The organism is Kitasatospora sp. NPDC058184 (assembly GCF_042883725.1).
Lineage (GTDB): Bacteria > Actinomycetota > Actinomycetes > Streptomycetales > Streptomycetaceae > Kitasatospora.
In genome coordinates this window covers 81,167-100,246 of sequence record NZ_JBHVVE010000019.1, presented here as the reverse complement: position 1 = coordinate 100,246, position 19,080 = coordinate 81,167, and the positions used below count along the sequence as shown (strand labels likewise).

Annotated in this window: 10 protein-coding genes; 4 read left to right on the top strand and 6 right to left on the bottom strand. The window is 74.9% G+C overall.

Features of this window, described 5'->3' with window-relative positions; translation table 11 throughout:
• Positions 1 to 51: 51 nt before the first annotated feature.
• The 3 genes from ACFVXH_RS30305 to tgmA are packed head-to-tail and all read right to left on the bottom strand — an operon-like array spanning position 52 to position 2,434.
• Positions 52 to 1,167, bottom strand: coding sequence for a methyltransferase domain-containing protein (locus tag ACFVXH_RS30305; protein ID WP_387828949.1), 1,116 nt, complete (start codon positions 1,165 to 1,167; stop codon positions 52 to 54).
• A complete protein-coding gene (locus ACFVXH_RS30300; protein ID WP_387828947.1) occupies positions 1,164 to 2,159 on the bottom strand; it encodes an MvdC/MvdD family ATP grasp protein in 996 nt (331 codons plus the stop codon). Before ACFVXH_RS30300 ends, ACFVXH_RS30305 begins: the two co-directional genes overlap by 4 nt.
• Entirely contained in the window at positions 2,159 to 2,434 is a 276-nt protein-coding gene (gene tgmA / locus ACFVXH_RS30295) for a putative ATP-grasp-modified RiPP (protein ID WP_074003132.1), read from the bottom strand. Before tgmA ends, ACFVXH_RS30300 begins: the two co-directional genes overlap by 1 nt.
• A 334-nt stretch (positions 2,435 to 2,768) precedes the next feature.
• On the opposite strand from tgmA, the gene ACFVXH_RS30290 reads away from it, so the two are divergent.
• Positions 2,769 to 4,007, top strand: coding sequence for a helix-turn-helix domain-containing protein (locus ACFVXH_RS30290; RefSeq protein ID WP_387828945.1), 1,239 nt, complete (start codon positions 2,769 to 2,771; stop codon positions 4,005 to 4,007).
• 356 nt (positions 4,008 to 4,363) lie between these two features.
• On the opposite strand, the gene ACFVXH_RS30285 is transcribed toward ACFVXH_RS30290, so the two are convergent.
• The gene (locus ACFVXH_RS30285; protein WP_387828943.1) at positions 4,364 to 5,617 is read right to left on the bottom strand and encodes a hypothetical protein; all 1,254 of its coding nucleotides are present in this window, start codon (positions 5,615 to 5,617) and stop codon (positions 4,364 to 4,366) included.
• A 269-nt stretch (positions 5,618 to 5,886) separates the two neighbouring features.
• On the opposite strand from ACFVXH_RS30285, the gene ACFVXH_RS30280 reads away from it, so the two are divergent.
• The 3 genes from ACFVXH_RS30280 to ACFVXH_RS30270 all read left to right on the top strand — a co-directional run bounded on the left by ACFVXH_RS30280 (position 5,887) and on the right by ACFVXH_RS30270 (position 10,350).
• On the top strand, positions 5,887 to 6,417 hold the full coding sequence (locus ACFVXH_RS30280) for a GNAT family N-acetyltransferase (RefSeq protein WP_387828941.1): 531 nt from the start codon (positions 5,887 to 5,889) through the stop codon (positions 6,415 to 6,417).
• Positions 6,414 to 7,124 carry a phosphotransferase family protein gene (locus ACFVXH_RS30275; RefSeq protein WP_387828939.1) on the top strand — a complete coding sequence of 237 codons (711 nt, stop codon included), beginning with the start codon at positions 6,414 to 6,416 and terminating at the stop codon, positions 7,122 to 7,124. The genes ACFVXH_RS30280 and ACFVXH_RS30275 overlap by 4 nt, the downstream gene beginning before the upstream one ends.
• 112 nt (positions 7,125 to 7,236) lie before the next feature.
• Positions 7,237 to 10,350 carry an AMP-binding protein gene (locus tag ACFVXH_RS30270; RefSeq protein ID WP_387829014.1) on the top strand — a complete coding sequence of 1,038 codons (3,114 nt, stop codon included), beginning with the start codon at positions 7,237 to 7,239 and terminating at the stop codon, positions 10,348 to 10,350.
• Positions 10,351 to 10,411: 61 nt separating this feature from the next.
• Here ACFVXH_RS30270 and ACFVXH_RS30265 read toward each other — a convergent pair whose 3' ends face one another.
• Complete coding sequence (locus tag ACFVXH_RS30265) at positions 10,412 to 13,546, bottom strand: amino acid adenylation domain-containing protein (protein WP_387828937.1); 3,135 nt, start codon at positions 13,544 to 13,546, stop codon at positions 10,412 to 10,414.
• The gene (locus ACFVXH_RS30260) at positions 13,543 to 19,074 is read right to left on the bottom strand and encodes an amino acid adenylation domain-containing protein (protein ID WP_387828935.1); all 5,532 of its coding nucleotides are present in this window, start codon (positions 19,072 to 19,074) and stop codon (positions 13,543 to 13,545) included. The genes ACFVXH_RS30265 and ACFVXH_RS30260 overlap by 4 nt, the downstream gene beginning before the upstream one ends.
• Between the last annotated feature and the right edge of the window lie 6 nt (positions 19,075 to 19,080).

The following is a 19,080-nucleotide window of genomic DNA, read 5'->3' as shown; positions in this document are numbered from 1 at the left end:
GGTGGGCGGTACGCCGCCCACCGGGGCCTCCGGGCGTTCGGGGGACGCCAGTCAGCACCCCGGGTTCAGCGGCCAGTACGGCCCGTCGGGCCGGTCGAGCCACACCCGCTGCCCACTGCTGGTGATGCTGAACCCGTAACGCTCGCGGGCCGGGCGGCCGTTCGCGGCGTACAGGCGGTGGGCTGCTTCGACCTCGGACCACAGGAGGCGCGGCCCGGCCTCGGCCACGGAGCCGTCGGGCCGCAGCTCTGCGATCGATCCCGCGCCGTCCCACAGGCGGGCGCCGACCGGCCGCCCGTCGTTCAGGTCGTAGTTCCATCCGAGCGGGCCGAGGGCGATGCTCACCAGGAACCGGAAGTGCTCGTCCACGACGACGTCGGGGCCGAGTTCCGACGGGCGTGCGCCGACAGTGGGCAGGGCCGGGCGGCGGATGACGCCGCTGCCCCCGACCGTGCGCAAGGGAATGAAGTAGGCGCCGGTCGGCAGGAACCGGCCGCCGGCCTCGGTGGTACCCGTCTTCTCCGCGCGGACGACGCCCGCGCCGAGCGGAGCGACGATCACACCGCCCCCCGCGAGCGCCTGCAGCCACGTCGTCGGGACGTGGTCGAGCCCGCAGGTGGCGATGATCGCGCCGAACGGGCCACCCGCATCGGTGAGGGTGGCCCCGTCGGCGGTGACCACGGTCGGCCGATAGGGCGTCGAGTCGAGCCGGCGCCGGGCCTCGGCCGTCACGTCCGGGTCGACGTCGACGGTCACGACCCGATCGGAGCCGTAGCGGTGGGCGAGCAGTGCGGCGTTGTAACCGGTGCCGGTACCGATCTCCTTCACCGGGCCGTCGACATCGTCGCCGAGCGCCTGCAGCATCGCGGCCATCAGCGACGGCTGTGTGGACGACGACGCGGCGTTCCCGCCGATCAGGTGGGTGACGAGGGGCCGGTTCGCGTAGACGGCCCGCAGCCACCCGGCGGCGTGGTCAGGGTCGTCGCCGGCAATCCGCTGCTGCCGGCCGTCGGGGCCCTGCCGGTAGAAGTACGGCACGAACAAGTGGCGGGGGACGTCGCGGAACGCGCGCTGCCACGCGGGGTCGGCCAGGGAGCCGTCGGCGGTGAGCGCGTCGACCAGTGCGGCACGCAGGGCGTCGGCAGTCGGCTCGGCGGTGGTGGTCACAAGGTGCCCTTCTGGAGCAGGTCGGCCAAGGCGGTGGTGATGGCATCGCGGGTGCAGTCGATCCACGCCCACTGCCCACCCGGATTCACGTCGACCAGCCAGTGCGTTCCGACCTGGTCCACGATCAGGTCGACGGCGGCATAGACGAGTCCGAGGCGCCACAGCATGTCCAGGATGCCCGTCCGGATGGGCACGGGGAGGCAGATCAGGGAGTATGCGAGGCGCTTGGAGTCGGTGCGCCAGTCGAGCCGTCCGGGACCGTCCGGAGCGTCGATCCTGACGGGGAACAGTCGGCCGGCCACGCAGGTCACGCGGACTTCGTAAGCCTTGTCGGTGATCTCCTGCTGGTACAGGTGCGCGGTGAGGGCCACCCGCGGGTCGTCCCACCGGTCAGCGGGAACGCGGGTGGTGTAGATCTGCCCGCGCTGCCCGTTCTCGGTGTGGACGATCCCGCCGAGCACCTTCGTGACGATCCGGCCCCGGCACCGGTCCGCGAAGTCCCGCACCGCGCCGGGGTCGTTGGTCACCAGGGTGGCCGGGACCTGCAGGCCGGACTCCGCGGCGGCGGTGAGCTGTGCGGGCTTCGTACAGTCGGCGTTGCGCTCGGGACGGTTGACCCACAGCACCTGCGGCAGGGAGCCGAGGACGCCGACGAACCCGCGCTTCGCCTGCCCTGCGGCGAACCGCTGTTCCGGGCCGGACATGCTGCCGGGAAATCGGAACGTGGTGGGCTTGCGCCACCACACGGAGGTGAGCTCGGACAGGTCGATCCCTCGCAGGGGCCCGACGACGGCGCCGCCCCACGCGCCGTCGGGCCGCAGCTCGGCACGCATGGTGATGCGCTGCGGGAAGTCCGCCACATCGGTGCGCCAGAACGGAACGCCTCGGGCGTTGAGCTCACGCAGGACGTAGTCGGCGGTGGGGTCGAGATCGTGGGTGATGACGAGCACGCGGGGCGGGACGCCCCGCGTGCTCCCGGTGCCGTGGGTCATCAGTCGTCGTTCTGGTCGAAGTCGACGCTGATCACGGTCTGGCCGTCGCTCTCGGTCTGGCACCCCGACCCTTCCATGGTCGGCATGTCCAGGGCCACGCGACCGTCGATCAGGGACAGCTGCGTGTGCGGGTCGACGGTGACGGGGGGCAGCGGCATGACGGTCACGGGGTTGGTGACGGCGTCGAGCCCGAACGGTCGGGTGGCGAGCGGGCCGGACGGCTCGGTGTCGATGCCCATGTTCAGGGTGGGCAGTCGGTCGGTCAGGACGGACATGGTGGCGCTCCCTCGTTCTCGTTCGGACCGGTCCTCCCAGGGGGCGAGGATCGGTGGTGGTGCCGACGGCCGCACACGGGACGCCTGTCCGTGGACCGGGCTCCCCTGCGGACAACACCCGCACTGCTCTGAGTGACGCAACGAAATCGTACGGTGACGGCTCGTGGGTGAGGGGGACACCCTGTCCCCCTCACCCACCGTGTACCGGCGTTCACCCGCAGCGGAGCCTGGTGCCCCAACTGCCCGCCGCCCTACCGTGGAACGGCTGTCGCCACCGGGTGTTCGTCCGGTTGAGGCACTTTCCCGATGGCGGCGCCCAGCCGAGGAGATGCACATGTCCGATCTGCCCGAGGAGCTCACCCCCGGTGAGCGCATCCGCATCATGCGCGAGCGTCGCGGGATGACGCGCCCCGTGCTCGCCGGCCTGGTCGGCCGCAGCACTGATTGGCTCAAGAAGATCGAGAACGGAGAACGCGCGATCAGCAGTCACGCGATACTGCTCAAACTTGCGTTCGCACTCGACGTGACCGATCTGTCAGTGCTGACCGGACCGGCCGGGGCCGCGCAGCCGGTCAGCACCGGCCGGCTGTTCCACCCCGCGTCGACCGCCATCTGGTCGACCCTCCTCGAACGCGGAACCCGGCCGCCGGCACCGGTCCCGGCGGGGATGACGGCCGCGACCTACGCCGCCGATGTCGATGCCGGGTGGCGCCTGTGGCACCAGGCGGCGAACAACCGGACCGCCGTCGGGAACATCGCCCCGGACCTGATCCGGCACGGGGAGGCGCTGGCCCGCTCGGCCGGCGGCGACGACCGCCGCACCGCACTGGTGGGGCTCGCCTCCGCGTACCGGCTCGCGCAGCAGGTGATTGCGTACATCGGCCCGGCAGAGGCCGTGTGGATGCTCGGCGACCGTGCCATGGCAGCCGCCGCCGACGCCGACGACCCGGCCGCCATGGGCGCCGCCGCATGGAACCTCGCGAACACCATGCGCGCCGTCGGTGAGCACGAAGGCGCCATGCTGATGGTGACCACGGCAGCCGACCGGCTGCGCCCGCACCTCGCCGACGGACCGCAGCACTGGCGGGGCCTGTACGGGGCGCTGCACCTGCACGCGGCGATCACCGAGGCACGGGACGGCCGGGACGGGATGGCGTGGAACCATTGGGACACGGCCGACAAGGTCGCGAAGTCACTGCCGGCCGGGTACACCGAGCTGTCGACGGTGTTCGGGCGGGCGAACGTCGACCTGCACGCGGTCAGCGTCTCCACCGAGCTGCGGAGCTCAGGCAAGGCACTGTCGCTGGCGGACGAGATCGACCCTGACTCGATCCCGTCGACGGAGCGCCGAACCAGGCTGTGGGTGGATGCGGCCCGGTCGCACATGCATCGGGGCGACCGGACCGCCGCGCTGCACGTGATGGGGATCGCGCTGCGGATCAGCCCGGAGACGGTCCGGTTCACACCCCAGGCTCGTTCGGTCGCGGCCGAGTTGTGGCGGAAGTCTCCGCGCGCGATGCGAGCGGAGACGTTGGAGCTCGCCGAGGCGGTGGGGATCACGACCGGCGTGTGACCCGAGGCGCAGCCCCGGCCCCGAAAAATGACAACCGACCACATGGCGCGGGGAGATCGGATGCCCGCCGGAAGAGACCTGGAACATCCGGTTCGACGAGCCGACTTGAGCAAGGGGATCCAGTCGCGATGATCGAGGCGAACACGCGACGAGGCCACAGGCGTCGGACCTGCGGCGAGCCGGTCGTGCGCACCGGGGCGCCGGAGGAGGCCGTCGCCCTTTCGGAGGGCCTCGGCCCGACGACCTGAGGCGACGGACGCGGAGGACCGCTATCAGCACAACGGGCTTCCGCTGCACGGGAAGTCGGACCGGCCGACTTCCCATGCAGCGGGTGGGCTCCGTGGGCCACCCCGGCGTCAGGAGCGTCGGCGGCCGTTCCGGCGGGCGAGACGGAACACGGCGACACCGACGCCCACGCAGAGCAGGGCGCTCATCAGCAGGGCCGGTGTGCTGCTCCCGGTCTCGGGGAGCTGGCCCCCACCGTGGCCGGGCACCGGACCGGGCGAGTGGTGGTGGCTCGGGCCGCCCGTGGGCGACGGGCCGCGGGACGCCGAGTGGCTCGGGCCGGTCGTCGGGGACGCCGAGTGGGTGGGAGAAGCCGTCGGGGACGGCGAGTGGGTGGGAGAGGCGGTCGGGGACGGCGAGGAGGACGGGGACGGCGAGGGGGAGGGCGAGGAGGACGGGGACGGGGACGGCGAGGGGGAGGCGCAGGCGACCTCCTCGATCACGACCTCCCCGTTGCCGCTGCGCGCTCCGGTGGTGAAGGTCGCGGCGGCCGGACCGAGGCTGGAGCCGCCGCCTCCCCCGCCGCCGTCGAGCGTGGTCGCCGTGGAGGAGCCGCCGGCGCCGCCCCCGTGGGCCCCGCCGCCGCCTCCGCCGCCGGCGCCCATGTGGGGGTCGCCGATGTTGACGGCCGCGTCGCCGCCCTTGGTGCCGGTGGCGCTGCCGCCCGCGAAACCGTCGTGGTCGAACTCGGTGGTGGCGGTTCCACCCGCGCCACCCGCTCCCCCGTTTCCGCCGGACTTGCCGCCCTTGCCCGCCGCGCTCTGCCCGGTGTCGGCCCCGTCGGTTCCGGCCTGCCCGCCGGCGCCGCCGGACGCGGTTCCGTCGTTGGTGAAACTGCCGGCACCTCCGCCGCCGCCACCCGCGATGATCAGCGCGCTGCCACCCGTCGTCACGGTGGTGGCGCCTCCGCCGCCGGCACCGATGGCGCCGTTGCCGGGCCGGTGCTCCGTGTTGGAGGAGCCGCCCTGGCCGCCGCCGCCGTACCCGCCGTAGGCCAGGCTGCCGGGGACGGAGAGGTCTCCTCCGCTGCCCGCCTGCCCCACGTCGACGGTCAGCACCTGACCGCTCGTGACCTGGACCGTGGCTCGGACCTGACCGCCCTTCCCGCCGGGCGACCCGTAGACGGCGTTCCCTCCCGCACCGCCGGAGGCTTGCACCACCAGCTCGCAGATCCCTTCGGGGACCACGTACTGCTCGGGCGCGCCCTTGTAGTCGAACGTGTGGATTCCGGGGGCCGCAGACGCCTGGTGCGGGGCGCAGACGAGAAGGGCCGCCAGGGCGGCCGAGGCGGCGATTCCACCGGTTCCGTAGTGGATGTTTCTCATACAAACCTTGTAATCGAGCCGCGTTCCTCTCGAGGGGCAACACACGGCGCCGTCCGGGTGAACCGTGCGGGGCGGGAACACACCACCGTAGAATGGGAATCATCAACCCGCTCCGAGAGCAAGGGAGTTGGTGGCCTCCGTCGCTCGGGCCACCTGACCGGCCGTCGGCCCGGCCTCGCGATCCCGGAGGGGGCTTCCGGCCCCGGCAAGCCGGTCGGCACCGGAAAACCCGTTGGATGCGACAGTCCCGCCGATGGTAAACATGTGACATGTTACAAGGCAGCCGCATCACCCTCCGGGCCCGTCACGACGCCGACCTCCCGGTCCTCCTGGCCGAGTTGTACGACGACGTGGCGACCCGCGCCCGGGCCGACACCCGGCCCTGGCGGCCCATCCCGCCCGGCTCGGCGGACTCCCCGTACGTCGTTCCCGGGCCGTCCGACGAGGCCGCCTGCTTCTCCGTGGTCGAGACGGCCTCCGGGGAGCTGGCCGGCGAGGCCCTGCTGTGGGGCATCGACGCCCACAACCGCAGCGCCCACCTGGGCCTCGCCCTGCTGCCGGGCCACCGGGGGCGCGGGCTCGCCCCGGACGTCCTGCGGGTGCTCTGCCACTACGCCTTCCCGGTGCTCGGCCTACGCCGCCTCCAGCTGGAGACCCTGGCGGACAACACCCCGATGCTCCGGGCCGCCGCCACGGCCGGCTTCACCATCGAGGGGCGGCTGCGCCAAGCCGCCTGGGCGTACGGGGAGTTCGTGGACCAGCTGGTGCTCGGGCTGCTCGCCGAGGAGTGGCAAGGGTGAGCGACGGCCCGTCCGGGCTGCGGCCCCTCCCCCACGGCTACACCAACCGCACCGCGGGCGACGGCACGGTCGTCGTGAAACGGTACGAGGGGCCGGACGCCGAGGAGCGGCGCCGGCGCGAGCACCGACTGCTGACCCTGCTGCACGGGCTGCTGCCGGTTCCCCCGGTGCTCGGCACCGAGCAGGGCGCCATCACGCTCGGCCACCTGCCCGGAGTGCCCGCGCAGGACCTGCTGGACGCCGGGCACGGCGCGCAGGTCCTGGCCGCCTGCGGGCGGGTGCTGCGACGGCTCCAGGCTGTCGACCCCGGCGTGGCCGGCGACGGTCCGGCGCCCCCGGGTTCGGTGCTGGCGCACGGGGACTTCGGGCCCAACAACCTGCTGCTGGACCCGGCGACCTTCGCCGTCACCGGCCTTCTGGACTGGGAGTTCGCCCATCTCAGCGAGCCGGTGGAGGACCTGGCCTGGTGCGAGTGGATCGTCCGCATGCACCACCCGGCCCGGGCGGGCGCCCTGCACCACCTCTTCGACGCGTACGGGCAGCCGGTGCCGCCCTGGCCGCGGCGCCGGACCGCCATGCTCGCCCGGTGCGCCCGGCTGGAGGAGTTCTGCCGCCGGGGCGACCCGGGCGGGCCGGGGGTACGGCAGTGGCAGGAGCGCGGGCGCCTGACGGCTGGCTGGCCGGAGCAGCCGAGGCCGCCCTCCTGACGGCGGCGGGGCGGGCGCTCCGGGCGCGCGCACAGCGGGTCGTGACGATCTGTGAGACGGATCTGGCGCACGCCTCGACCAGTCCGATACGGTCTGGACCAATCAGCGGGCGATCTTCCTGTGGCATCGTTCCGCCACGCTCCGAACGCCTCCGGGAGTCGTCATCAGCGCCCGACCCGCCTCCGTTCCGCTCACCCTCCCGGCGCTCCTGGACCACCGGGCGGCGCTCCATCCCGAACGCACCGCACTGCTCGTGCCCGGCGGCGGGAGCCTCACCTACGGCCGGTGGCGCGAGCGGGCGGTGCGGGCCGCGCACGGGCTGGCCGGGGCCGGCGTGCGGCCCGGGGACACGGTGGCGCTGCTGTTCACCAACCGGGAGTGGGACGCGTACGCCGTGGCGTTCCTGGCCGCCCACTACGCGGGTGCGGCCGGGCTGGTGATCCGCGAGGACCTGGCCCCGGCCGATGTGGAGCGGCTGGTCGAGGCGGCCGGGGCACGCTGGGCGGTCGCCGGGAGCGGTCCGCGCACCGCGCTGCCCACCTTCGCGCTCGACGGCCTCGACGGCCTCGGCGGTCTCGACACGCCGGACGAGCCGCCGCACCGGGTCGCCCCCGGGGACCTGGCCCAGGTCATCGGGACCTCGGGCACGACCGGCACCCCGAAGGGCGTCCGGGCCGCGCACGCGAGCCTGACCGCCGGGCTGGTCCTCGACCCCCGCCCCCGCCCGTACGCGCACTCGCGGCACGCGGTGCACGCCTTCCCGATCGGGACCAACGCCGCCCAGGCGGTGCTGGTGAACGCGCTGACCGCGCAGCCCACGACGATCTGCCTGCCGCGCTTCGACGCCGAGGAGTTCGGGCGGGTGGTCGAGGAGTCCGGCGCGGGCACGGTCTTCCTGGTGCCGTCGATGGCGGTGGAACTGCTGAACTCCGGGGTCGCCGACCGCCGGGACCTCGGCAGCGTCCGGCTGGTCGGGTCCACCGCCGCCGCGCTCCCGCCCGCCGTCGCCGCCGGGCTGTCCGCCGCCCTGCCGAAGGCGACGGTCGTCAACACCTACACCTCGGCCGAGGCCGCCCCCGCGCAGATCTCCGCGGTGGTGGACCCGGGCCGTCCGGGTTCGCTGGGCCGCCCGACCGACCCGGCCGACCTGCGGATCCTGGACGAGGCCGGGGAGCCGGTGCCGCCCGGCGGGACCGGCGAGATCTGGCTGCGCCAGCCCGGCCCGCCGCGCGGGTACGCCGGGGCGGCCTCCGACACCGTCTTCCGCGACGGCTGGGTGCGGATGGGCGACCTCGGCCGACTGGACGGGGACGGCTACCTCCACCTCGTCGACCGGGAGAGCGACATCGTCAAGTCCGGTGCGCTGAAGGTCTCCACGCTGCGGATCGAGGCCGTGCTGCACGAACACCCGCAGGTCGCCGACGCGGCCGCGCTCGGCCTGCCGCACCCGGTGATGGGACAGGTGCCGGTCGCCGCTGTCGTCCCGCGACCGGACGGGATCGACCTCGACGGCCTGCGGCTGTTCCTGAGCGAGCGGCTCGCCAGGCCCGAACTGCCGGTGCGCGTCCTGGTGTTGGACTCCCTGCCGCGCAACCCGAGCGGCAAGGTGCTCAAGCACGAGCTGCGGGCCGCGTTCGAGGAACCCGCCCCGACGACCGGACGGGCCCCGGAGACGGAACGCGAGCTCGCCCTGGCCGGCCTGTGGCGGGCCGTGCTGGGCCGGCCGGTCCGGGCGGTGGAGGAGGAGTTCTTCGCCCTCGGCGGGGACTCGTTCCGCGCCGTCCAGCTGGCCGCCGCGATCTCCGCCGAGTTCGGTGTGGCGGCCCGTACGGCGCTGGTCTTCGAGCGCCCCTCGCTCCGCGCCCAGGCGGCCTGGCTGGAACGGGCCGACGTCGCCCCGGCCGAGCCGGCGGAGCGGTCCGGGGCCGAGGTGTCGGACTTCCTCCGCTCGCTGCGCGCGCAGCCGCACGACCTGCCGCTCACCTCCCAGCAGGAGAACTTCCTGCGCTGGATGGCCGAGGCCCCGGGCCGCAACGTCGGCGCGGTGGCAGTGATGTTCCGGGTGACGGAGGGCCTGCGGACGGACGTCCTGGCCGACGCCCTCCACGAGGCGATCCGCCGCCATCCCGCGCTGCGGACCAGGTTCGTCCCGGTGCCCGGCGCCGAACCGGGGGTGCTGCGGGCCGTCCTGGACGACGAACCGCACGCGGACGTGGTGCTGGTGGAGGCGCCCGGCGCGAGCGACGACGAGGTGTCGGCGCGGCTGGTCGCCGTGCGCGACCGGCTGACGGACGTCGCCGCGGGGCCGATGACCAGGCTGGCCGTGGTGAGCCGCGGGCCGGCGGACCACGTCGTCCTGCTGGCCGTCCACCACCTCGTCAGCGACGGCTGGTCGCTGGGGGTGCTCCTGCGCGAGCTGGGGGTGGCGTACTCGGCGCTGTGCCACGGGCGCCGGGTGCCGGCCGCCCGGTCCGGCCCGGAGTACGGCGAGCTGGTGGAGTGGTCGAACGCCCACTGGCCGGCGTCCCGGACGCACTTCGGGACGGCGCTCGCGCACGCGCCCGCCGCGGTCGACCCCTTCCCGGGGCGCCGGCACACCGAGGTGGTGCTGAGCGCCGCCCACGCGTTCACGGTGCCCCCGGCGGCGGCGGACGCGCTGCGGGCCAGGGCGGCGGAGCTGGGGGCCACGCCGTTCCTCGCGGTGGCGGCGGTCTGGAGCGGCCTGCTGGCCGCCCGCAGCGGACAGCCGGACCTCGTCCTCATGACCCCGGTGCCCGGGCGGACCCGGCCGGAGGCGGAGCGGGCGGTCGGCTGTTTCGTGCAGTCGCTGCTGGTGCGGGTGGACGTGTCGGGCGCGCCGGGGTTCGCCGAACTGCTCGACCGCGTCCGGTCCGCCGCCACCACGGCGCTCGACCACCAGCTCTACCCGTTCGCGGAGTTCAGCCCGCTGGTGCCGTTCGCGGCCTGGCTGCGGTACGAGAACTGGAGCGCGCCGGCCCAGTTGCCGGGGGTGGCCTGCGCGGCCTGGGAGCTGCCCCGCAACGCCACCGTGCCGTACCCGCTGCCGGGCGGTGACCGGCACGTCCCCGAGCTGGCGGTCACCGAGCAGCCGGACGGCGCGCTGCGGTGCTGGCTACGGTACAACGAGCACGCCTTCGAGGCGGCGACGGTGTCGGCGCTGGCCGACGACCTCGCCGCGGCGCTGGCCGGGGCGGCCGGCATCTGACAGGAGGCAAGCGGGGGTGCGGCCGTCACCGGCCGCACCCCCGGACCATTCGGCCGCCCGCTCAGCCGGAGAGGCGCCCGGCCGCCTCCTCCTCGCTGAGCGCGTCGATCTCGGCGATCAGCAGCGCCTCGATCCGGGCCGCGAGGGCGGCCGGTGTGCTGCTCTCGAACACCTCGCGGATGGGGATGTCGAGTCCGATCCCGGCCCGGATCCGCGCGGCGACCCGGGTGACCAGGAGCGAGTCCCCGCCCAGCGCGAGGAAGTCGTCGAACACCCCGACCCGCGGCACTCCGAGGACCTCCTGCCACAGCTCGGTGACCAGCTGCTCGGCGTCGGTGCGCGGCGCGACGTAACCCGACCCGGCGGCCGGCCCGGGGTCGGGCAGGGCCGCGAGGTCGGGCTTGCCGTTCGGGGTCAGCGGCAGCCGGGCCAGCGTGACGACGGCGTCCGGGACCATGTAGGCGGGAAGCCGTACGGCGAGGTGCTCGCGCAGCTCGGCCGGCCCGGGCTCGGCCCCCGGGCGCGGGACGGCGTACGCCAGCAGCCGACGGCCGTCGCGGACCAGCACGGCGGCCTGCGCGACGCCCGGGTGCGCGGTCAGCGCGGACTCGATCTCGGCGGGCTCGATCCGGTAGCCGCGGAGCTTCAGCTGCGCGTCGCCGCGCCCCAGGAACTCCAGCCGGCCGTCCGCCCGCCACCGGGCCCGGTCCCCGGTGCGGTACATCACGCCGCCGGCGAAGGGGTCGGGCACGAAGGCCGTCGCGGTCAGGTCGGGCCGGCCCAGGTAGCCCCGGGCCAGGCCGCTGCCGCCGATGTACAGCTCGCCCTCGGAGCCCCGGGGCAGCAGTCCGCCGTGCTCGTCCAGCACGTGGAGCCTGACGCCGGGCAGCGGGCGGCCCAGCGAGGGCCGGCGGTCGGCGTCGGCGGCCGTCAGCTCGGCCGCGGTGACGATCACGGTGGCCTCGGTGGGGCCGTACGTGTTGACGAGCCGGACCGCGTCCCCGTACCGCCGACGCCACCGGGCGACCGTACCGGCGCGCGCCTCGGAACCGCCGATGACCACCAGGCGCAGCGCGTCCGGCCAGCTGGTCCCGTCGTCCAGGCCGACGAGCTCCTCCCAGTACGCGGTCGGCAGGTCGAGCACGGTGACGGTCCGGCCGGCCGGACCGGCCAGCAGGTCGGGCAGGGTCCGGCCGCCGCCGGGCAGGAGCACCACGCACGCCCCGGCCGCGAGGGCCGGCCAGAGCTCCTCCACGTGGGTGTCGAAGCCGAGGGAGGCGAACTGGACGATCCGGTCCTCGGGGCCCAGCGCGTAGCCGTCCGGGCCCGCCATCCAGTCGACCCGGGCGGAGACCGCCGGGTGGTCGACCGCGACGGCCTTCGGCGCCCCGGTGGACCCGGAGGTGTAGAGGACGTAGGCGAGGGCCCGCGGGTCGGGCGGGGCGAGGTCGGCGGTCCCCGCCCCCGGCAGGTCCGTGCCGGTGAGGGTGAGGACGGCGTCGGCCTCCCGGACCATCAGGGCGCGGCGCTCCTCGGGGTGGGCCGGGTCGAGCGGGAGGTAGGCGGCACCGGCCTTCCAGACCGCCGTCAGGGCCACCACCAGGTCGAAGGAGGGCGCCATCGACACCGCGACCACCCGGTCGGCCACCGGGCCGAGCCGGCGGGCCAGTTCGGTGGACCGCCGGTCGAGTTCGGCGTAGGACAGCGTCCGTCCGTCGCACTCCAGGGCCGGCGCGTCCGGTCGGGCGGCGGCCTGCTCGGCGAACCGCTCCAGCACCGTCCGTGCGGCGGCCGGAGCGGCCGGGCCCGCCCCGAGGGCGAGCAGCGCCGCCCGCTCCTCGGCGCCGACGAACCAGTCGCCGTGCAGGGGGAGTTCCGGGTCCTCGACGATCCGCGCGTACAGCTCGCGGCACCGGTCGCCGAGCGCCTCGACGGTCCCCCGGTCGAACAGCTCGCGGTCGTAGCAGAAGGAGAGCGTGATCCCGCCGTCGGGGGTGCGCCAGCTGTCGAGCAGCAGGTCGGTCTTGGCCTGGTCGAAGCCGGAGTCCATGCCGGTCGTCCGGACGCCCTCGGGCAGGGCCGGCTCGCCGGAGCCGACCGCCAGGTCGTTCTGGCTCTGGTGGACGAAGACGGCCTGGTAGAGCGGTCCGGCTCCGGTGTCCGCGGGCAGGCCGAGGTGGGCGGCGAGCCGCTCGGCCGGGGCGTCGGGACGGCTCAGCGCGGCCAGTGCGGCGGACCTGGTCCGCTTCAGCACGGTGCGGAAGCCGGGCTCGCCGGTGAGGTCCGACCTGATCACCGCGGTGCGGTTGAAGTAGCCGAGCAGCGCCTCGTGCGCCGCCTCGGTGCGGCCCGCCAGCGGGGTGCCGACCACGAAGTCCCGGCAGCCGGTCCAGCGCGCGAGCACGCTCTGGTAGCCGGCCAGCAGCACCATGAAGGGGGTGCACCGCTCCTGCCGGGCCGTCCGGTCGAGGGCGGCGGTCAGCTCGGGGCCGAGGTCGACGGTGACGAAACCGGCGGGTCTGGTGGGGCTGGAGGGTCTCGGCCGGTCGAACGGGAGGCGCAGCGCTCCGGTGCCGGCGAGCCGGTCCGCCCAGAACCGGAAGGCCTCCTCGCCCGCCTCCCCGCCCGTCCTGGCGCGTTCGGCGCGGGCGAAGTCGCCGTACTGCAGGGCGAGTTCCGGCAGTTCCGCGGGTTCCTCGCCGATCGCCTCGCGGTAGAGGGCGAGCAGTTCGCGCCACATCGTGCGGAAGGACCAGCCGTCGGCGACGATGTGGTGGACCACCACGCTGACCGCGTGTTCCCGCTCGCCCGCGCTGATCAGGGTCGCGCGCAGCGGCGGCGCGGCGGCGAGGTCGAACGGCGCGTTGACGTACGGGCGGCAGGCGTCGGTGAAGTCCTGCTCGGTCGCGCCCTCGGGCAGGCGGATCGTGACCAGGTCGGTCGCGGCCGGGGGCTGGACCAGCTGGACGGGCTCCGCCTCGTCGGGTCCTTCGGGCGCGAAGCGGGTGCGCAGGATCTCGTGGCGGGCGGTCAGCCGGTCCAGCGCGGTGCGCAGGGCCCGGGGGTCGATCGGCCCGGTCCAGCGCCGGTTGAGGTACATGTTGAAGCCGGCGTCGTCCGGGTGGACCTGCTGGAGGAACCAGAGCCGGCGCTGTTCGGCGGTCAGCGGGTGGATGGCGGTGGCGGTGGTGGTCACCGGACGGTCACCTCGGTCTCGGAGCGGTGCGGGAGGGTGGGCGCGGCGGCTTCGGCGGCCCGGTCCTGGATGGTCTGGAGGCCGACCAGGTCGTCGGGCTCGGCGTCGGGGACGTCCCGGTCGAAGTGGCGCAGCACGGGCACGGCCAGGCAGACCAGTGCGAGGGCCGCCATGGCGAGGCCGAACAGCAGGTAGAGCAGTCCGATGCCGCGGCCGTCGCCGGTGCCGATGAGCCGCCCGACGCTGCCGGCGAGGGCGCCGTCGTGGTCCATCAGCGGCTGGAGGAGTCCGGGGCCGAACGGGGCGACCACGGCGAAGCCGACCGGCAGGGTCGACCAGGCGACCATGGTGTTCACGGCGATCACCCGGCCGTGGAAGCGCAGCGGCACCTTGGTCTGCACGATGGTCGCGTAGGCGCCGTTGAGCAGGGCGAGCGCGAAGGTCATGCCGAACGCGCCGAGGGCGACCGTCCAGATCGACGGGCGCAGCCCGGTGAGCAGGCAGGCCGCGGCGACCACCAGGGTGGCGAGCAGCACCCCGCGCAGCTTCCGGCGGCGCGGTCCGCCCCAGGCCACCAGCGTGATCCCGCCGAGCACGGCGCCGAGGCCGGCGGCCGTCGACACCCAGCCGGCCGCCGAGAGCGGGGCGAAGGAGAGCACGAGCGGGGTGGTGAGCAGGAACAGCGGGGAGAGGAAGACGTTCAGGACGGCGAAGTACAGCAGCATCGCGCGGAAGTGCCTGCTGCCCAGGGCCCGGCGGAAGCCTTCGCGGATCTCCGCGGCGATGCTCTCCCGGCGGGTGGAGCCCATCAGGTCGGGGAACCGGACGGCCAGGGTGACGGTGACCGCGACGGCGTAGCCGGCCACGTCGAGGGCGAGGATGCCGCCGAGTCCGATCGCGGCGAGCAGCCCGACGGCGAACAGCGGGACGAGGAACTGGGCGAGGCCGAAGGCCATCTGGACCACGCCGTTGGCGCGGCCGAGGTAGCGCTTGGGGACGAGCTGCGGCACCGCCGCGTTCCAGGCGAGCCGTTGGAAGGAGAGGGCGGCGGACAGCACGGCGATGAGCGCGTAGGCGTGCCAGACCTGGAGGCCGCCGGTGGCGTACAGCAGGAGCAGGAGGGCCTGGGTGAGTCCGGCGGCGAGGTCGCCGAGGAGCATGGTCCGGCGCCGGTCCCCCCGGTCGACGACCGCGCCGGCGAGCGGGGCGGCGAGGATGCCGGGCACCAGGCCGCAGGCGGCCAGCAGTCCGAACTGGGCCAGGGAGCCGGTGCGCAGGTAGATCCAGACCGGGAGGGCGAACTCGGTGAGCGCCGATCCGATCATCGACACCTGCTGCCCGGAGGCGACGGTGAGGAAGCGGCGCATGGTGGGGCGGACGGACGCCCGGTCCCCGTCCGCGGCCGGCCGTCCGGCGTCCCGGGAGAGCCCGGCCAGCCACCAGGTCGCGCTGTCCGTGCGGCGGTGGCGGTCCTCCTCCCCCGCGGCGATCGACCGGTGGACGCCGGTGACGACGGCCGCGAGTTCGGCGGCCCGGTACTTGAGGTAGAAGTGGCCGGCCTCGTCGAGGACGACGACCGCGGTGGTGTCGGCGATCCGGTGCCACTCGCGGAAGCGCTCCTGGTAGAACTCGGTGGCCGGGTCGCGGTCGCCGCAGACCGCGATCACCGGGGCCTTGATCCGGCCGCCCTCGGTCGCGAACATCCGGGTGAAGTACCGTTCGACGTCCTTGGTGCCGGTACGGCGGTTGCGGACGATGAGCCGCAGCTGCTCCGGGTCCAGTTCGTCGGTGTCCAGGCCGGCGGCGGCCAGCCCGTTGATCATGTCCTGGTCGCTGCGCAGCCGGTCGAGGAGTTCGGCCCACCGCTCCCCGACCGCCGCGCCGCGGCCCTTGGGCCGGGCGAAGGGGAAGATGCCGCCGAGGTGGACGGCGTCGATGTCGCGGCCGGCGGCCTCGACCCGGCGGGCGATCTCGACGGCGAGGCGCACGCCGACCCCGCAGTGCCCGTACAGCACGATCCGGCCCTCGACGTTCTCGAGGATCTCGCGGGCGCAGCGGTCGGCGACCTCGTCGACGTCCATCGGCTGCTCGCCGAGTTCGTGTCCGGGGACGGCGACGGAGTGCAGTGCCCAGTCCTCCGGCAGGGCGTCGGCGAGCGGTTTGTAGATGAGGGCGCTGCCGCCGCCGTAGGGCGTGCAGACGACGCTTCCGGTGGTGCGGCGCCGCTCGGGGGTGAGGCGGTGCAGCAGGCCCCGCGGCCCCCGGTCGGCGGCCGGGTCGGCGACGAGCGCGGCGAGTTGGCGGACGGTCGGGAAGCGGAAGAGGTCCATCACGCCGACGGGTGTCGGCAGGTCGGGGAAGGCGCGGCGCAGCCGGGCGACGACCTGGGTGGCGAGCAGCGAGTGCCCGCCGATCTCGAAGAAGTCGTCCAGGGCGCCGACCGTCGCGACGTCGAGCACCTCGGCCCAGATCGCGGCGATCAGCGTCTCGGTCGCGCCCTCGGGCTCCACCCGGCCGGCGGCCGGGGCGGCGTCCTCGGGTTCGGGCAGGGCCTTGCGGTCGACCTTGCCGTGGGCCAGCAGCGGCAGCCGGTCGAGGACGACGAACCGGGCGGGGACCATGTAGTCCGGCAGGACGGCGCCGAGCTCCGCGCGCAGTTCGGCGGGGGCGGGGGCGGTTCCGCCGCCCGGGCGTTCGAGGTAGGCGACGAGGTTCTGCCTGATCCCCTCGCCCCGGACGGTCACGAAGGCCTGGGTCACGCCGGGCAGCGCGGTGAGGGCGGCCTCGATCTCGCCGGGCTCGACCCGGTAGCCGCGGACCTTGATCTGGTCGTCGGCGCGTCCGAGGTACTCCAGCGTGCCGTCCGTCCGCCAGCGGGCCAGGTCGCCGGTGCGGTACATCCGGCCGCCCGGCGCGGCGAACGGGTCGTCGAGGAAGCGTTCCGCGGTCAGGTCGGGGCGGCCCAGGTAGCCGCGGGCGAGCCGGTGCCCCCCGAGGTGGAGCTCCCCGGTCACGCCGGGCGGCACCGGCCGCCGGGCGCCGTCCAGTACGTAGCAGCGCGCGCCCGCGAGCGGGGTGCCGATCGGCGTGTTCCCCGGGCCGTGGTCCTCCGGGTGGACCTCGTGGACGGTGACGCCGACCGTCGCCTCGGTGGGGCCGTAGTGGTTGAACACCGCGCACCGGCCGAGGCCGGCCAGGTCGGCGGCCCAGGCCCGGGACGAGGCCTCGCCGCCGAGCACCAGGGCCCGGTGCGGCAGCAGGCGCTCGAGCGGGGCGTCGGCGGACAGCGCGGCCAGGTGGGAGGGCGTCATCTTGAGGTAGTCGAGCCGCGACGCCTCGATGTGCCCGGCGAGTTCGGCGCCGGCGATGCGGCGGGGCAGCAGGTGGACCTGGCCGCCGGTGGTGAGCGCCAGGTAGAGCATCGTGATGCTGAAGTCGAAGGACAGGGACTGCAGCAGGCCGTAGCGGGCACCGGGTTCGATCCGCAGCCGGTCCCGCACGCCGGCCAGGTAGTTGAGGATCTCGCGGTGCTGCACCGCGACGCCCTTGGGCTGCCCGGTGGAGCCGGAGGTGTAGATGACGTACGCGAGGTCGTCGGGGCCGGAGGCCTCCGGGAGCGGCGCGTCGTCCGGGGCGTCGTCCGGCGCCGGGGCGGCGCGGTCCACGAGCAGCTCCGCGCCCCCGTACGCGGGGAAGCGTTCCCGCAGCGCCGAGTCCGTCACCAGGACGCGCGCGTCGGCGTCCGCCACCAGGTGGGACAGCCGGGCGGGCGGCTGCTCCGGGTCCAGTGGCAGGTAGCAGCCGCCGGCCTTCAGGACGGCGACCAGCGCGACCGCCAGGTCCGGCGACTGCTCCAGGCACACCGCCACCCGGTCGTCCGGCCGGACGCCCAGCGCCCGCAGCCGCCGGGCCAGGGCCGTCGCCCTGGTGTCGAGTTCGCGGTGGGTGACGGTGGCGTCCTCGAAGACCAGGGCCGGGCGGTCGCCCGCCTGCCGGGCCGCGGCGGCGAGCAGCGCGGTCAGCGTCCGGGGCCCGCCGTCGGGGAGGTCCGGGCCGGCCGCCCAGTGGTCGAGCACGTCGGCGCGCTCGGTCGCGGTCAGCAGCGGGAGGTCCTCGACGGGCCGGTCCGGATCGGCCGCGGCCGCGGTGAGCAGGACCTCGAAGCGCTCGGTGAGCCGGCGCACGGTGTCGGCGTCGAAGAGGTCGGTGCGGTAGGTGATCAGGCCGAAGAGCCCGCCGTCCTTCTTCTCCCGGAGGTAGAACGCGAGGTCGGCGTGGCTGGTGGTGGCCGCGTGCCCGAATCCCTCCGCGGTGGCGGCGGGTGCGGCGGAGGCCGCGCGGTCGCCGTAGTTCTGGAAGGCGAAGGTCACCTGGAACACCGCCGAGCGGCTGACGTCCCGCTCGATGTCCAGGTCCGCGACCATCTGCTCGAACGGCACCTCCTGGTGGGTGTAGGCGTTCAGCGTCGTCTCCCGCACCCGGCCGACGAGCTGCCCGAAGGTGAGACCCTCCTCCAGCCGCGCCCGGATCGGCAGCATGTTGACGAACGCGCCGACCACGCCCTCCAGTTCGCGGTGGAGCCGGCCGGCCACGGCCGAGCCGACCGCGAAGTCCCGCTGTCCGGCGTGCCGGCCGAGCAGCGCCTGGAGCCCGGCCATCAGCACCATGTACGTCGACGCCCCGCGGGCGCGGGCGCACTCCGCGAGGGCGTGCACGAGCTCCGGGCTCCAGTGCAGTTCGACGGCCGCGCCGTCGTAGCCGAGCAGCGGCGGCCGGGGTCGGTCGGCGGGCAGCTCCAGGGCGGGGACGTCGGCGAGTTCGGTGCGCCAGTAGGCGCGGGAGTCGGCCAGGGCGCCGCTGTCCAGCCGGTCGCGCTGCCAGCGCGCGTAGTCCCCGAACTGCACCGGGAGCGGCGGGAGTCCGGCGTCGGCGCCGTGGGCGTACCGGGCGTAGAGCGCGTCCAGTTCGCGGTTGAGGATGTCGATCGACCAGCCGTCGCCGACGATGTGGTGCATGACCAGGGCGAGGACGTGGTCCTCGTCGGCGAGCCGGACCAGCAGGGCCCGCAGCAGGGGGCCGCTCGCGAGGTCGAAGGGTCTGGCGGCGAGCGCGCCGATCTCGTCCGCGGCTCTTCGTCCCGGGTCGGGGTCGTCGGAGGCGTCCACGAACTCGGCGGGGAACGGGCCCGGTTCGGCGACCAGGACCTCGGCCCTGCCGTCCTCCGTGACCGGGAAGGTCATCCTCAGCCCCTCGTGGCGCTCCACCAGGGCGGCCAGGGCGGCGTCCAGCGCCGGGCGGTCCAGCGGCCCGCGCAGCCGCCGGGCCGGGGCGAGCGTGTACGCGGTCGCGCCGGGCGTGAACTGGTCCATGAACCAGAGCCGTTCCTGTCCGCTGGACAGTGGCGGCGCGCTGTCCGCAGGGCGGGGCTCGACCACCCGCACCGGGGCCGCGGCGCCCCGCAGGCGCTGGGCGAGGAGGGATCGTTTGGCGGCGGACCAGTCTGCGGGCAGGTCCCGGGTGTCGGTCATCGGCAG

What these genes read in the sequence shown, in the direction of transcription:
- tgmA (WP_074003132.1), bottom strand. Translation starts at nt 2,434, where the DNA reads ATGTCCGTCCTGACCGACCGACTGCCCACCCTGAACATGGGCATCGAC.
- ACFVXH_RS30280 (WP_387828941.1), top strand. Translation starts at nt 5,887, where the DNA reads ATGTTACAAGGCAGCCGCATCACCCTCCGGGCCCGTCACGACGCCGAC.
- ACFVXH_RS30285 (WP_387828943.1), bottom strand. Translation starts at nt 5,617, where the DNA reads ATGAGAAACATCCACTACGGAACCGGTGGAATCGCCGCCTCGGCCGCC.
- ACFVXH_RS30260 (WP_387828935.1), bottom strand. Translation starts at nt 19,074, where the DNA reads ATGACCGACACCCGGGACCTGCCCGCAGACTGGTCCGCCGCCAAACGA.
- ACFVXH_RS30290 (WP_387828945.1), top strand. Translation starts at nt 2,769, where the DNA reads ATGTCCGATCTGCCCGAGGAGCTCACCCCCGGTGAGCGCATCCGCATC.
- ACFVXH_RS30300 (WP_387828947.1), bottom strand. Translation starts at nt 2,159, where the DNA reads ATGACCCACGGCACCGGGAGCACGCGGGGCGTCCCGCCCCGCGTGCTC.